A 15,535-nucleotide genomic window follows, 5' to 3' on the forward strand; every position below is an offset into this window, starting at 1 on the left:
AGGACACACTATGTTGATTCTGGCTTCTCAATCGCCCCGCCGGCGGGAATTACTGGCCCAACTCGGTGTCTCGTTTACCACACTGCCAGCCGACATTGATGAAACTGTGATGACCGCGGAGTTACCCGACGCGTATGTTGCCCGATTGGCGGAGCAAAAAGCCGCAGCGGTCAGGCAACAAGTGGCGGTGAGCGACTGGGTGCTGGGCTCCGATACTGCGGTTGTGATTGACGGGCAAATTCTGGGTAAACCCGCTGACGAGGCAGAGTTTCGGAGCATGATGCTGCGCTTGTCAGGCAAACAGCATCAGGTCCTTACCGCCGTCGCCCTGATAGGGCAAACGGGGACTACACTCAAAGTAGTGACAACTGACGTCACCTTTGACGTTCTGACCGATGCACAGATCCATTGGTATTGGCAAACCAGCGAGCCCAAGGATAAAGCCGGTGGCTATGGTATCCAGGGGCTCGGCGGACAATTTGTGAAACACATCAACGGTAGCTACAGCGCGGTGGTTGGGCTACCGTTGTGTGAAACCCGACAATTACTCGAACAGGCAGGCGTGGAATTGTATGAGTGCTGAATTACTGATCAACGTTACCCCTTCAGAATCCCGTGTGGCGTTGATCGAAAGTGGGATATTGCAGGAAATCCATGTTGAGCGACACACCAAACGGGGTTTGGTGGGGAATATTTATCGTGGCAAAGTGAGTCGCGTTCTGCCCGGCATGCAGGCAGCATTTGTCGACATTGGTCTGGATAAAGCGGCGTTTTTGCATGCGTCTGACATCGTGATCCACAGCGAAGTGGTTGAGGAAGTGTCTACCAGCCATATCGAGAAGCAGGATATCCGTGAACTGGTGCGTGACGGCCAGGACATTGTGGTTCAGGTGGTAAAGGACCCCATCGGCACCAAAGGTGCACGACTGACTACCGACATCACTATTCCTTCCCGTTATCTGGTGTTTATGCCCAGCGTCACCCATGTGGGGGTGTCACAGCGTATTGAGGATGAAAGCGAACGGGAGCGTTTAAAATCGCTGGTGCAGGATTTCTGTAATGAGCAGGGCGGCTTTATCCTCAGAACGGCAGCAGAAGGGGTTGGTGAGCAGGAACTGCAACAGGACGCTGAGTTTCTGCGCCGCTTGTGGGCCAAGATCCAACAACGGATGAAAAAGGCCAAATCCAACGTGCTGTATGAAGATTTGCCGCTGGCCCGCCGTGTATTGCGGGACTTTGTCGGCACCGAATTGGATCGGATCCGTATTGATTCCAAGTTGTCTTTTCAGGAGTTACAGCATTTCACCCGTGAGTACGTGCCGGAATTGAACAAGCTGCTCGAATACTATCCTGGCGATCGACCGATCTTTGACCTGTATGACGTGGAAAATGAGGCGCAACGTGCGCTGGAGCGCCGTGTGGATTTGAAGTCCGGCGGCTATCTGATCATCGATCAGACCGAAGCGATGACCACTATCGACATCAACACCGGTGCCTTTGTCGGACACAGAAACCTCGAAGAAACCATCTTCAATACCAATATTGAAGCGACCCAGGCCATTGCCCGTCAGTTACGTTTGCGCAATTTAGGCGGCATGATCCTGATCGATTTCATCGACATGACAGACCCGGATCACAAGCGACGGGTACTGCACAGCCTTGAAACGGCCACCAGCAAAGATCGCGCGAAAACCAATATTCATGGCTTTACCGCATTGGGTCTGATTGAAATGACCCGTAAACGAACCCGAGAAAGTTTGGAACATATCCTGTGCGGTGAGTGTCCAGTATGTAAGGGGCGTGGCTCGATCAAAACGGTGGAAACCATCTGTTTCGAAGTCATGCGGGAAATTGTACGGGTGAATCGCGCCTATGATGCCGACAAATTCGTGGTCTATGCGTCACCGGCGGTGGCAGAAGCGCTGATGGGAGAAGAATCCCACATGCTGGCAGAACTGGAAGTGTTCGTTTCCAAACAAATCAAAGTGCAAACGGAGTTGCTCTACGCCCAAGATAAATTTGACGTGGTAATGATGTGAGCAAACAACCCCGCGTAACGGCGTCGAAGTTTGTCGGTGTTGCGATCAAAAAATTGTGGACCTTGATGGCCATCACGCTGGTGACGGTGGCTGTGTTGATCAGTGTGTTGCGTTACACATTGCCACACCTTGACCAGCAGAAACACCGGGTTGAACAATTTCTGGCCGACCAATACGGCATTGATTTGAGTATCGGTCAGATCAGTGCCGGTTGGCATGGCATCGGACCTTCATTGGTGTTGCAGGACGTACAGTTGCGCCAAAATGCGGCGTCGCCACTGGATTTAAGCGTTCAGACCACGCAAATTGAAATCGATTTCTGGGCATCTGTGCTGGCGGGTCAGATCCAGTCCACACGCTTTGAACTGGATGGTCTGGCGCTGCGCATCAATCTGGCACAACTACAGCAGGGTGAGTCCGATTATCCGGTGGTCGACGCATTGCAGCGCTTGTTTCTGGAACAACTGCAACGTTTTTCGGTGACGGACAGCCATATTGCCGTGACCACACGCTATGACGAACAATTGATCCAAATTGAAACCCTCAGTTGGGTCAACCAGGACCAGCATCACCAAGGGGTTGGTCAACTGCAGGTGGTAGAGCTGGCCAGCAATTCGGCGTCTTTTGTGCTCGATTTACACGGTGACCCGAGCGATCTGAACGGACTGTTCTATGCCTCCGCGGAAGCCCTGGATGTATCTCCCTGGCTGAATCAATGGCTGCCTACCGAACAGGAGCTGACCACCAGTCGCGCCAACATGACGTGGTGGTCTGGGATCAAGAACAGCCGGGTTACGGATGTACACGTAGAATTCGGTAACAGTGATTTTGCCTGGGACACGGCACAGAGCACCCTGTCAGCTTCCGTCATCGGCGGGGATTTACGTGCCGAACCGGACGCTGAAGGCTGGCGTTTTAACCTGGACAACCTGATCATCAATATCGATCAGCGTACCCTGGCCAGCAATTGGCGAGGTCATATTGCTCAGGATGGCCGCTCTCGGTTGATGTTAATGAACAGTATCGACGTTGCGCCGTTGCTGCCGTTGACTGCTTTGGTGCTGGATGAGCAACAGCAATCCATGCTGGCTGAGTTGGATCCTCAGGCCAGTATTGACGAGTTGGCAGTGATGTTCAGTCAGCAGGTCGCAGCTTATGCCCGCTTTAATGATATTGGCTGGCAGCAGACCGCCGCAATTCCGGGACTGGAAAACCTCACTGCCGAACTGTTCTGGCAAGGCAAACACGGTGGCTTTACGTTGCGCGGTGTACAAGACATTGTGCACATCGATGACATGCTGGACGACGATTTGTTGTATCAGGATTTGCAAGCCCAGGGCTTTGTGACCCTGAACGACGGCGGTTTCAATCTGCAAGTACCCCAGTTGCGTTTGCGCAACGACTGGTTGTCATTGACCCAACGTCTGGCATACGACAGTCACAGCGACGTATTGCAGTCGCAAACACAGATAGAACCGATGTCCGTGGCCAGGGCCAAGCGTCTTTTCCCGGGAACCTTGATGGGTCAGCAAACCAAAGCGTACTTGTCTCGTGCGCTGGTTGATGGCCAGGTGGGTGCTGCCGAGGTATTGTGGTTTGGTCGACCGGCGGCGTTTCCGTTTGATAATAACCAAGGGGTGTTTCAGGCCCGTGTACAAATCAGCGACAGCACGTTTGCGTTTGACCCCGGTTGGCCCGCCTTGACCGATTTGTCCCTGTCGCTGGCGTTTGACAATGAAGCGTTGGTGATGACCAGCGAAGCTGGCACGTTGCAAGGGGTTGAACTGTCAGATTTGCACGCGGTGATCCCACGCCTGGTGAGTGACGCCCGTCTGTTGATTGATACCCATGGTCGTGCCGAGGGGCAGGTGGTCAGTCAGTTGATGATGGACAGCGACCTGTCAGACAGTGTCGGTGTCGCATTGACAGACGGCGTGCAACTCGGCGGTTCGGTAGGCGTCAAACTGCACCTGGATATTCCCTTAAGTGGCAATGACGTGGTCGCCAAAGGCGAGGTGTCGCTGGACAACAACACGTTGTGGGTACCCAGTCTGGACATGACCTTCAACAAAGTGGGCGGCACGGTGTTGTTTGAAAACGACCGTGTGCGTGTTGATGAGTTGCAGGCGGATCTGTTGGGCCAGCCGGTGCGAGTGAATTACCTGGGGGCTCTCGAACCGGGGCAGGGGTATCGCTCTCAGATCAGTATGCACGGAGACTGGCAGGTGGCAGCTCTGCTGGAACAACAACATCCGCCATTGCAGGATTGGCTGAGCGGTGCCTCCACCTGGCGTGCGATGGTGGATTTGTTACTGACCGATGAGGGTTACGAGTATGCCATGGATATTCAATCCGATTTGGTTGGCGTGGGCTCATCCCTGCCGTCACCTTTTGCCAAAGTTGCGGTAGACAGTATGCCGCTGCACGTTGTCGGCCAGGGTGATCAACAAGCCACAACCGTCAAAGTGTCATTGGGTGAAGACATCGTGTTTAACGGTGTATTGCCCCATGACACGCTGCAGTTTTCACGCGCCCATTTAGGGGTGGGCGATACCGATGTATTGAGCATGGGGCTGGGTTTCAGTATTTCAGCACAGCTGGAAACCGTTGATGCACAACGTTGGTATCAGGCCATCGATGCCCTGATTGCGGGGATCCCCGATGGCGAAGCGCCAATGCTGGGGGAGCCACAGCGCATTTATGTGGAAGCACAGCGCCTCAATCTGTTCGGACACCATGTGGATAATCTGGAGTTAGTGGCCAAGCATTCGACACAGGATTGGCTGTTGCAACTCAATGCCCAGCAGCTACGTGCAGATGTTCAACTGTACTATGACTGGTTGAACAAGGGGGTTGATGTTCAGGCGGATTTTCTCGATCTGACCCCCCCCAAAGACACCAACACCGATGCCGCAGTGATAGACACACTTCAGCCGGATTGGCAGCGCATGCCGCCGATCCGTTTTCAATGCCAGCGCTGCCGTCTTGATGACATGGACATTGGCAAAGTGGGTTTTGCCCTGCAGCGTGCCGACCAGGGCATGACGATTGAGTCACTGAGCCTGGAAAGTGCCCATGGTAAAGTGCAGGCACAAGGGCGCTGGCAAACCGGTGATGATGCGGTTATGTTCACCGCGTTGGAAGGCGAATTTACCAGCTCAGATTTGGGCGCCTATTTAAAAAACCTTGGCGTGGATTCAGGGATCAAGGACTCCAAAGCCAGCTTTGCTTTTGACTTACAATGGGATGGCGCACCGTTTGCCTTCAACCTGGAGAGTTTGGATGGCGACGTCAACTGGCGTCTGAGCGACGGTTACCTGACCGATGTAAGCGACAAAGGATCACGCATCTTCAGTTTGTTGAGTCTGCAATCGCTGGTGCGAAAACTGAGTCTCGATTTTCGTGATGTGTTCGCCAAAGGTTTCTTCTATGACAAGATGACGGGCAGCTTCCAGGTGGCCGACGGCAGGGCACATACCGAAGATACCGTGATCGATGGCGGTGCCGGCGAAATGACACTGACGGGTTACACCGATTTGCCGAGCAGGGCGTTAAATTATCGTATCGGTTTTACCCCCAACGTCACCTCAAGCTTGCCGTTACTGGTGTACTGGATGGTCAATCCGGCATCAGCGATTGCCGCCCTGGCGATAGACCAGGTGTTAACAGAGACCAAAGTGATCTCCAATGTGCAATACTCACTGACGGGTACCCTGGATGAGCCTCAACTCACCGAGCTTGATCGTAAAAGCCGTGATATCAGTTTACCAGCTCGGGTTGATACGCCGCCTTCATCTCAGGGAACGCCGCCAGTACAAGAGCCCCAAAGCCCTGATTCTCCGGGGCAAGGAGAGTGATATGAGTACCGTAGTGGCACTGCAAATGGTGTCAGGTCCTGACACCCAGGCCAACTTACAGCAGATTGACAAGTTGCTCAGCGAACAGACCTTTCGTCAGCCCGCGCTGGTGGTTTTACCCGAATGCGTTGCCTGTTTTGGTGGTCGCGACAGTGACTTGCTGGCCATCGCCGAAACCCAAGGGCAAGGCCCGATTCAGGACGCTTTATCCGACATTGCCCGTCGCCACGGTGTGTGGTTGGTGGGGGGAACCATCCCGGTGAAAGTGCCTGACAAGGACAAGTATTTCGCCAGTTGTCTGGTCTACGATGAACAGGGGCAACAGCGTGCCCATTACCGCAAAATTCATCTGTTCGATGTTCAGGTTGCTGATAACACCGGTGACTACAAGGAATCCCGCTTTACCGATCCCGGTGATGAGGTGGTGGTAGTGGATACGCCTTTTGGTCGGGTCGGCGTTGCCGTGTGCTATGATTTGCGTTTTCCAGGTCTGTTTCAGGCCATGGGGCAGGTGGATATCCTTGTGCTGCCCAGTGCCTTTACGCAAAAAACCGGACAGGCCCACTGGATGCCTTTGCTCAGCGCCCGAGCAATCGAAAAACAATGCTACGTGGTGGCAGCCAATCAGGGCGGAGAGCACCAGAACGGTCGACAGACGTTCGGCCATTCCTGTGTTGTTTCCCCTTGGGGCGAAATGTTGTCGATGATAGAGAAAGGGCCGGGCTTAGCCATTGCCGCAGTCGACGATGAGCACATTCATAAGATCCGAACGGCGATGCCGGTGGATCAACACAATCGATTCAGGAGCACTTTTGTCTAATTCAGTTGAACACAACCTGTTACATGCATCTGGCTTGGATCGTCACGATCTGGAGCGGGTGCTTGGCCATATTCATCAACACCAGACCGATTTTGCCGACCTGTATTTCCAATCCAGTCAGCACGAAACCTGGGTGTTGGAAGACGGTATCATTAAAGACGGTAGCTATAACAATGAGCGTGGTGTCGGCGTGCGCGCCATTCATGGTGAAAAGACCGGTTTTTCCTATTCTGACGAGATTGCTTTACCGACCCTGATGACGGCTGCTGATGCAGCCAGGGGCATCGCAGCCCATGGTGGCCAGCATAAGGTGGCCGCACTGCACAATACAGACATAGAAACCCGCTATGGCACTGACAACCCGATCATCGGGATGCAGGACAAAGACAAGATTTTGTTGCTGCAACAAGTGGATGCGTATGTGCGCCAGCAGGAGCCGACCGTTAGCCAGGTGATTGTCAGTATCAGTGGGTCCTACGAAGAAATATTGGTGGCTGCCACTGACGGTACGTTTTGTACCGATATTCGTCCGTTAGTACGTCTAAATTGCTCGGTGCTGCTGGAAAAAGGCGAACGTCGGGAGCGGGGCAGTGCCGGCGCCGGTGGACGCTATGGTTACAGCGAATTTTTACAAATGGACGGTGACGTTCCGGTCTATCAGCGACTGGCTGATGAAGCGTTGCATATGGCGCGCGTCAACATGCAGGCCATCGACGCGCCCGCGGGTCAGATGCCGGTGGTGTTGGGCGCGGGTTGGCCCGGCGTTTTATTACACGAAGCGGTCGGGCATGGTCTGGAAGGTGATTTTAACCGTAAGGGCGCATCGACGTTCAGTGGTCGAATCGGCCAACAGGTTGCCGCCAAAGGCGTGACGGTCGTTGATGATGGCACCTTGAGTAATCGGCGTGGCTCGCTCAACATTGATGATGAGGGAACCCCAAGTCAATACAACGTGTTGATTGAAGATGGGATCCTAACCGGTTATATGCAGGACAAACATAATGCCCGGTTGATGGGCGTGAAGGTCACCGGCAACGGGCGTCGTGAGTCTTATGCACATTTGCCGATGCCACGCATGACCAATACCTACATGCTCAATGGGCAGTATGCACAGGAAGAGCTGATCGGCTCAATCGAAAAAGGCATTTATGCGCCTAATTTCGGCGGTGGTCAGGTGGACATCACGTCGGGCAAATTCGTGTTTTCAACCTCAGAGGCTTATCTGATCGAAAAGGGCCAGATCACCACACCCATCAAAGGAGCAACATTGATTGGCAATGGGCCTGAGGTGATGAAGAAAGTGTCCATGATCGGCAATGATCTGGCGTTGGATAAAGGCGTCGGTGTGTGCGGTAAAGACGGCCAGAGCGTGCCGGTTGGCGTCGGTCAGCCCAGTCTCAAGGTGGATGAGCTGACCGTCGGCGGCACGGCTTAAGCGGGCAGCGCTTCTTTAAGGTACTGAAACAGCTCTCTGGCTGCTTTTGGGGGCTTGTTCTCAGCCGCTTGTTTGCTGGCCTGACGTACCAACTGGCGCAACTTTTGACGGTCCAGTTCAGGATGTTGTTCCAGCAATGCCTGCACTGCCGAATCCCCTTGCGTCAGCAACTGGTCTCGCCATTGCTCCAGCTTGTGAAAGTGCTGGGTCGCCTGCCGGTGGCCGGCTTCCAGTTCGTGCAGTGCTCGCTCCAGGGGGGCTGTTTCCCGGGCGCGCAGCAACTTACCGATGAACTGTATTTGGCGTCGGAAACCTTCTTTCTTGCGGTTGATCCGGCGTGCAAGCTGAACCGCCTCCTCCAGTTCACTGTCCATTGGCATTTTGTCCAGCGACGCCTGGCCCAGGTTGACCAGTTTCTCGCCCAGTTTTTGCAGCGCCGCACTTTCCTGTTTCAGTTGGGTTTTACTTTTGTAATCAGGATCATCCTGATCAATATCAAAATCGCTGTCCGTCATAATCGTGTCATTAGTGTTATAGTAAGGCCAATTGTAACTCAGCCGACCCCGCCCTGCACAGAGGCGATCGGCGGTGGCAGCAGCAGTTGCCCTTGGTGGGAAGTTAATAACGCACATGCACAAACAGATTGAAGAAATACAACAGGTGGTTGATGACGTACTGAGTATGGCAAAACGTCTGGGCGCGACCCAGGCCGAAGCCAGTATGTCGAAAGTTCAGGGCATTGCTGTGACTTCACGTCTTAAAGACGTAGAAACGGTGGAATTTACCAATGACGGCGGATTGGGGATCGCTGTGTATGTTGGCAAACACAAAGGCAGCGCTTCGACTGCAGATTTGAGCGCCGATGCACTAAAGCTAACCGTCGAAAAGGCGATTGAAATTGCCCGCTACACATCTGAAGACCCGTTTACCGGGTTGGCAGAGGCGGAGTTTATGGCACAACACAATCCCGATCTGGATTTGTATCATCCGCAACCGCTGGATACTGAACACGCGATCAGACAGGCGATACTGGCCGAGACAGCGGCGCTGGATGCCGATCCGCGCATTACCAATTCAGATGGTGGCTCCTACCATGCCAATCTGGGTCTGAAGGTCTACGGTAACAGCCATGGTGTCAATCTGGGGTACCCCAGCTCCCGCTATAGCCTGTCGTGTGTGGTGATCGGGGAACATCAGGGCGATATGCAACGGGACTATAGCTACACTGTTGCCCGCAATGCGGCCGATCTGACTGACCCTGTCAGCATCGGTCAGGAAGCCGCCCGTAATACTCTGGGCAGGCTGAATCCGCGCAAGGTTCGCACCGGACGGATGCCTGTGTTGTTTCACCGCGAAGTGGCGCCGGGCTTGTTTGGCCATTTTGTCTCCGCAATCAGTGGCGGAAGTCTGTACCGTAAATCCAGTTTCTTACTGGATCATAAAGGTAAACAGGTGATGCCAGACTGGCTGACCATCGAAGAGCGTCCACACCTCAAAGGCGCACTGGCAAGCTCCAATTTTGACAATGAGGGGGTTGTTACCCGGGACATGACCATTGTCGAGAAGGGTGTACTGCAGGATTACCTGTTGACCAGTTATTCGGCACGTAAACTCGGTATGCAAACCAACGGCCACGCCGGTGGCATCCACAACTGGCTGGTGGGTCACAGTGGCCTGTCTGACCCTGATATGTTGGCGGAGTTGGGCACCGGGCTGTTGGTCACCGAATTGATGGGCCAGGGGGTGAACGTAGTAACCGGCGATTATTCCCGCGGCGCGGCTGGATTCTGGGTCGAGAATGGTCAGATCCAATATCCCGTCAGTGAAATCACTGTGGCTGGCAATCTGCGTGATATGTTAATGAACATCCGCGTGATAGGTGCCGAGCAGGAAACCCGCGGCAGTGTGCATACCGGTTCAGTGTTAATTGACAACATGCACGTAGCGGGCGATTGATACCCCCTTCAGAGCATAAAAAAACGCAGCAACCGCTGCGTTTTTTTGTTGTTGAGCTCAAGTACCCAATCAGCTGTCGACGGAACCGCAGAAGCGATAGCCTTCACCGTGAATGGTCACAATCAAATCTTCAGCACTGGGCTCAGACTCAAAGTGTTTACGGATGCGTCGAATGGTCACGTCTACGGTGCGGTCATTAGGGCGCAATTCACGGCCGGTCATTTCCATGATCAGTTGTTCACGGGTAAGGATCTTGCCAGGGTTGCTCAGGAACAGGTGCAGCGCGCGGAATTCTGAGCGGGGCAGGCGGAATTCCCGACCGCTGGGCGAAATCAGGCTGCGGCTGTCACCATCCAGCGTCCAACCGTTAAAGCTCACACGACTGGGCAAGTCGTCATCTTCGCTGCTACTGGTGGTTCGTGCCAGAAGGTTGCGGGCACGGATGGTCAGTTCACGGGGATTAAACGGTTTCGTCAGGTAATCATCCGCGCCAATTTCAAGGCCGAGAATTCGGTCAACATCGTTGTCACGACCGGTCAGGAAAATCAAACCGACATTTTTACGATCCCGCACTTCACGGGCCAGAATCAACCCGTTTTTACCGGGCAGATTGATGTCCATGATCACCAGATTGATGGCGTTGTTTTCGAAGTACTCATGCATTTGCTCGCCATTTTCGGCCTCAAATACATTGTAGCCTTCTGCCTCAAACAAACTCTTGAGCGTAGTCCTTGTTACAACTTCATCTTCAACGATTAAAATATTAGGCGTCTGCATGTGTTTCGCACCCTTGCTGTTCTCTATACAGCAGTTTATCAGAAAATTTACACGGATCAGGTATTTATCTAGAGGAATTTAGCATGCCTAAGAAGCAATGAGCTAAATTTCAACGGCGATTTTCGGTACTGCTTCCTGTCGATAAAGACATTTATCTTCGACTGTTGTTCCACCAGACTGACCAATCCGCCCTGGTTGGTAAACCTGCGGGTGACGCCCACGGTAACCAGCTTTCGGTTCAAAGCCTCTAGCGCTGCGTAAACCTGTTCGGATTCTTCGCTTTTATCTACCAACAAGACATCACAATGTCGGGCTTCGGCGTCTTCGATGCTATTGAGGCGAAATGCCTGGGTTGGCATGCCGTTTAATTGTCGCACGCCAACTTTTGCGAACTCTTGTTCGTACAGATATGGGGCGGACTCCAGAAAACAAAAGGTCAGGTGCGGATTTTCCTGTTCCTGAGACGGGAAAATGGTGTAGTTGGCAATATGAAACAGGAACGTAGTACGAATTTCCCTTGCTCGCTGGTCTTCATCTGCCAATGCGGATGTGGCTGGCAGCAGGCTTATCATGAGGGACAACAGCACGACAAAACAACGCATCACGAACTCTTGGCAATGTTCTTGGCATCGACGCGCTTCACCGGAAACGAGATTTGGAACTCAACGCCATGGTTTTCTTCACTGGTGATTGAAATGGTACCATTCAGCGCCTGTGTGACCAGGTTGTACACCAGGTGCATACCCAGCCCACTGCCACCCTGACCACGCTTGGTGGTCACAAAGGGGTCGAAAATCCGTTTGCGCAGATGTTCAGGTATCCCTTTGCCGTTGTCTTTGTAGATGATGTTGAGCTTGCCGTCATTGATCAGGTCGACAAAGATATCGATGTGGCCGTTGTCCATGAACTCGAATCCATGGATCACCGAATTCATGATCAGGTTAATCATGATCTGGTTGATCGGCCCGGCTTTGGTTTCGATATACAGCGTATCGTCACAATGCAGAGTGATTTCGTGATGGTATTTTTTCAGACGCGGACGCAGTGACAGCAGTATCTCGTCCATCAATTGTGAGAAGGCAAACACTCGGCTGTTTTCTGAGGACTGGTCGACAGCCACTTGCTTAAAGCTGGAAATCAGCTCGGCAGCGCGGTTCAGATTTCGGTAGATGATGTTCAGGTTTTCCTGACCTTCATCGATAAATTTGGCCAGTTTGCTGGCTTTGAGCGATTTGCTCTCGAATTCCTTCTGCAGATCGGTCAGTCGGTCGAGCATCATGGTTGAGGCGGTAACGCCCAGACCAATCGGTGTATTAACTTCGTGGGCAACACCGGCGACCATGTCGCCCAGTGACGCCATTTTCTCATTCTGGACCATCTGGCGTTGAAACTGGTGCAGCTTTTCAAGGGTTTCAATCAGTTCCTGGTTGGCTTCCTTGAGCGCGGTCGTGCGCTGATTCACTTTTTCTTCCAAATTGGATTGCAGACGACGCTGCTCCGCTTCTGCCTCTGCCTGTCCCTGCATGTGCGCCTGGATGCGTTCCAGCATGTCATTGAAAGACTCGGCCAGGATGTCCAGTTCCTTGATGCTGGTGGGCTCAGCGCGGCCACTGTAATCCCGCTGGCGGGATATGCGTTGAACCAGATTTACCAACTGCTGGATTGGGTCGGTAATTGCACGCTGTAGACGCAACGTGAGCAGGAAGCACACCAGTATGGTCACCACCAGCACCGTCAGGGTGATGGTGATGGAGTTTGCCGTCAGGTTGTCGAGGGACTCGGCGGAAGAGCGTAAGTAGGTATAGCCCAACACCTGGCCGTTGAGGCGGATTGGGCGGATAACTTCAATGACACTGTTGGTCAGTATCGGTTCACGCAATTCTTCAATGCGGTTAAACATCGCCGGGATCGGGGCCATGCCGGTTTTGTTGTAGCTGGCGAAAAAGGCCAGTTGCTCTTCCGGTCCGATGTTGTAAATGTGGACATTCTGGATGAACGGCGCGACGCTCAGTCCTTTGAGGTTTTCCTCTTCGGTGATGTTGTCGTCAAAGGCGATACTGCTGGTGGCATTGCGGGAAATCAATTCGGCGAAAATGTTCACTTCATCGATCAACTCGGCCTTGTAACTGCTGATTTGGCTGAACAGGGAAATGATCGAGGCAAGCACAAGCGCCAGCGTGGTAATGGCCATGACGACCCACACAAAGAGGCTTTTAATCGACAAAAAACGGGAATGCTTCGGCATCTAAGGGCTCAGCAGTACTCTTGTCATCGGTATCGACGCTTGTTTACGTATACTGATATAAAGTTAGCAAAAATAAAACTGTTTCACGCGTAAATGTCACAAAATTCAAACCCTACCGATCTCAATGCCTTGTGGAACGCCTATCAGCAGGTGCGGTTTATCCATGCCGACATGCCGGAATCGGGTCAGCGTTTTGCCGTGATCACGGCCTGGAATCCCTACTCCCAGGCGCTGGACGCAGGGCAAAACGATTCGCGCCAGCGGCACTTAATTCAGCAGGTCGAACAACAAGGGTACCGGTGGTGGCCTGTACGGGTAGCGAATAAATCCCTGACCTACTGGGAAGACAGTTTGATGGTAGTTGCACCAAGAGCGGAGGCTGCTGCGTTGGCAACGACGTGGCAGCAAAATGCATTTTATTGGGTGCAAAGCGGCAACATAGAACTGGTCCCCCTTGCCCCAATGGCCGGATTCCAGCCGCAATGGGTCGGACGTTGGGCGCTGCTATCGGAATTCCTCAGCGACGAATAAGCTCGAGCAGGGTCTGTTGATCCATTTCCAGTGCCCGGGCTGCACGATCAAGGCTGACCTGTTGATCGATGATATCCAGCTCCCCCTTGGCGGGCAGACGCAAATCGCTGAAATCAGTCATACAAATGCACACAATCTCGCCCTTTTGGGTACTGGTCAGGGGGACATCCACCGGCGAACGTTTGTAAAGTAAGTTATCGCAAACTTCGGTTCGGGTTGGGAGTTCTACGCAAACCGTGGGCAGTTGCTGGGCCGTTGCGACAGTACTGATGGCGATTATTTGCCCCATCAGCATCCGTGAGATCAAGCGCGTCATCCGTTTGCCTGCGCCTCCGTGTAGAGTCGTTCATAGTCCACTGCCGCGTCTTGCCAGGTGAATCGGGTGTTCATGGCCCGTATCCGCATCGCGGCGAACAAGTCTGGGTATTCATGATAGAACAGCAAAGCCCGCCGCAGGCAGTTTAGCAACGCCGTGCTGTCAGGATGTTCAAACATAAAACCGGTGGCATATTCAGGCGCACTGTGCAAATCCAGCACGGTGTCTTTGAGACCCCCGACAGCCCGAACCACCGGCAGGGTGCCATAGGCGAGACTGTACATCTGGTTGAGACCACAGGGTTCAAACAAGGACGGCATCAGGAAAAAGTCGCTGCCTGCTTCAACCAGGTGGGCCAGTTTGACGCTGAAATCTTCAATGAAACGGAATTTGTCAGGGTGCTGATCACGGTGTGTTTTCAGGGCGTCGGCAATCGATGGGTCGCCGGTACCCACAATCACCAATTGCACATTGTGTTGCAGCAAATTTGCCATGATCGGCAGAATGTAGCCAAACCCCTTTTGTTCGGTCAGACGGCATACCATGCCAATCACCGGTACGCTGTCATTTGCCGGTAGCCCGCATTCCTGCTGCAATGCCTGCTTGCACTGGGCCTTGCCATCAAGATTGTCCGAGGTGTAGTTGGCGGGAATGTAGGGGTCCGTGGCCGGATCCCATTGTTGGTAATCACAACCGTTCAAAATGCCGCTGACGGCACTTCGACGGGCCTGAAATTCATTGTACAGGTTATGGGAGCCGAGCGGGGTTAACAGTTCCTGCGCATAGTTGGGACTGACCGCGTTAATCCGTGTGGCGTAGCGGATCCCCATGCGCAGATAATTGAGTGCATTGCCGTCCAACTGCTGTTGGAGTTGTTCATAGGGCTGCAGAAACGGAATGTCGGCAAACTCATGGGTGCCCTGAAACGCACCATTGTGGATGGTCAGGACACTTTTCGTGTGCTGAAAGTAGCCACTGTTGTCGGCTTGCATCAGAAACGGCACCATCGCGGTGTGCCAGTCGTTGCAATGCACGATGTCAGGATGGAAATCGAGTGCTTTGGCGGCTTGCAGTGCAGCTGCAGAGAAAAACGCAAAGCGTTCAGCATTGTCGCCGTAAGCGTGATAACCGTCAGAGTACAGTCCCTGGCGATTAAAGTATTCGGGGTAATCCACACAGTAGACCGGCACCTTTTCCAACGACAATGCCTTGACGCCGAACTCATAGCGCCGCTTGTGGGCATACAGCTGTTGCCGTGGGCAGCAATCGTCCAGATCGTACTTGTCGGCCAGGGATTTGTAGTAAGGCTTGACGATACGCACATCGTGACCCATGGCAATCAGCGAGATGGGCAATGACTTGGCGACATCAGCCAGACCGCCGGTCTTGGCAAGATCTTCAACTTCTGAAACAACAAACAGGATCTTCACTGGTTACTTTCCGTTGTGCAGCCGGGCACCACGAACGGGTGGTTTTCGGCAGTGGGAACAGGTACTGCTGACGTTACTGTGTGCACCCGGCTGTATTCGCAAATACCGGCCCGGTGCCAGACTCAACAG

13 protein-coding genes are annotated in these 15,535 nt (G+C 53.3%); 7 read left to right on the forward strand and 6 right to left on the reverse strand.

Going from position 1 to position 15,535, the window contains the following annotated elements; translation table 11 throughout:
- The first annotated feature begins 10 nt into the window (after positions 1 to 10).
- From LJ739_RS15430 to tldD, 5 genes are read left to right on the forward strand one after another with little or no spacing between them, the layout of a single operon-like run.
- On the forward strand, positions 11 to 583 hold the full coding sequence (locus LJ739_RS15430; protein WP_229161965.1) for a Maf family protein: 573 nt from the start codon (positions 11 to 13) through the stop codon (positions 581 to 583).
- Positions 573 to 2,039: a ribonuclease G gene (gene rng / locus LJ739_RS15435; protein WP_229161968.1), complete on the forward strand. Its 1,467-nt coding sequence runs from the start codon at positions 573 to 575 to the stop codon at positions 2,037 to 2,039. The genes LJ739_RS15430 and rng overlap by 11 nt, the downstream gene beginning before the upstream one ends.
- Complete coding sequence (locus LJ739_RS15440) at positions 2,036 to 5,896, forward strand: YhdP family protein (protein ID WP_229161971.1); 3,861 nt, start codon at positions 2,036 to 2,038, stop codon at positions 5,894 to 5,896. The genes rng and LJ739_RS15440 overlap by 4 nt, the downstream gene beginning before the upstream one ends.
- 1 nt (position 5,897) lies before the next feature.
- Positions 5,898 to 6,716 carry a carbon-nitrogen hydrolase family protein gene (locus LJ739_RS15445; protein WP_229161974.1) on the forward strand — a complete coding sequence of 273 codons (819 nt, stop codon included), beginning with the start codon at positions 5,898 to 5,900 and terminating at the stop codon, positions 6,714 to 6,716.
- Entirely contained in the window at positions 6,709 to 8,151 is a 1,443-nt protein-coding gene (gene tldD / locus LJ739_RS15450) for a metalloprotease TldD (RefSeq protein ID WP_229161977.1), read from the forward strand. Before LJ739_RS15445 ends, tldD begins: the two co-directional genes overlap by 8 nt.
- Here tldD and yjgA read toward each other — a convergent pair.
- The gene (gene yjgA, locus LJ739_RS15455) at positions 8,148 to 8,666 is read right to left on the reverse strand and encodes a ribosome biogenesis factor YjgA (RefSeq protein ID WP_229161979.1); all 519 of its coding nucleotides are present in this window, start codon (positions 8,664 to 8,666) and stop codon (positions 8,148 to 8,150) included. The two genes, tldD and yjgA, sit on opposite strands and share 4 nt — an antisense overlap.
- A 106-nt stretch (positions 8,667 to 8,772) precedes the next feature.
- Between yjgA and pmbA the strand changes: the two genes are divergently transcribed.
- Positions 8,773 to 10,107 carry a metalloprotease PmbA gene (gene pmbA / locus LJ739_RS15460; RefSeq protein ID WP_324254912.1) on the forward strand — a complete coding sequence of 445 codons (1,335 nt, stop codon included), beginning with the start codon at positions 8,773 to 8,775 and terminating at the stop codon, positions 10,105 to 10,107.
- A gap of 69 nt (positions 10,108 to 10,176) precedes the next feature.
- Here the strand turns inward: pmbA and arcA are convergent, their stop codons facing one another.
- The 3 genes from arcA to LJ739_RS15475 form a co-directional block, all read right to left on the reverse strand.
- A complete protein-coding gene (gene arcA, locus LJ739_RS15465) occupies positions 10,177 to 10,884 on the reverse strand; it encodes a two-component system response regulator ArcA (protein WP_229161984.1) in 708 nt (235 codons plus the stop codon).
- Between the two features lie 68 nt (positions 10,885 to 10,952).
- Complete coding sequence (locus tag LJ739_RS15470; protein ID WP_229161986.1) at positions 10,953 to 11,486, reverse strand: YfiR family protein; 534 nt, start codon at positions 11,484 to 11,486, stop codon at positions 10,953 to 10,955.
- Positions 11,486 to 13,129 carry an ATP-binding protein gene (locus LJ739_RS15475; protein ID WP_229161988.1) on the reverse strand — a complete coding sequence of 548 codons (1,644 nt, stop codon included), beginning with the start codon at positions 13,127 to 13,129 and terminating at the stop codon, positions 11,486 to 11,488. The genes LJ739_RS15470 and LJ739_RS15475 overlap by 1 nt, the downstream gene beginning before the upstream one ends.
- Positions 13,130 to 13,222: 93 nt before the next feature.
- On the opposite strand from LJ739_RS15475, the gene LJ739_RS15480 reads away from it, so the two are divergent.
- Positions 13,223 to 13,660: a DUF3293 domain-containing protein gene (locus tag LJ739_RS15480; RefSeq protein WP_229161989.1), complete on the forward strand. Its 438-nt coding sequence runs from the start codon at positions 13,223 to 13,225 to the stop codon at positions 13,658 to 13,660.
- Here LJ739_RS15480 and LJ739_RS15485 read toward each other — a convergent pair.
- Both LJ739_RS15485 and glgA read right to left on the reverse strand, forming a co-directional pair.
- On the reverse strand, positions 13,647 to 13,976 hold the full coding sequence (locus LJ739_RS15485) for a hypothetical protein (protein ID WP_229161990.1): 330 nt from the start codon (positions 13,974 to 13,976) through the stop codon (positions 13,647 to 13,649). The genes LJ739_RS15480 and LJ739_RS15485 overlap by 14 nt on opposite strands.
- A complete protein-coding gene (gene glgA, locus LJ739_RS15490) occupies positions 13,973 to 15,406 on the reverse strand; it encodes a glycogen synthase GlgA (RefSeq protein WP_229161991.1) in 1,434 nt (477 codons plus the stop codon). Before glgA ends, LJ739_RS15485 begins: the two co-directional genes overlap by 4 nt.
- Positions 15,407 to 15,535 lie beyond the last annotated feature (129 nt).

Source organism: Fluctibacter halophilus (genome assembly GCF_020687825.1).
Taxonomy (GTDB): domain Bacteria; phylum Pseudomonadota; class Gammaproteobacteria; order Enterobacterales; family Alteromonadaceae; genus Fluctibacter; species Fluctibacter halophilus.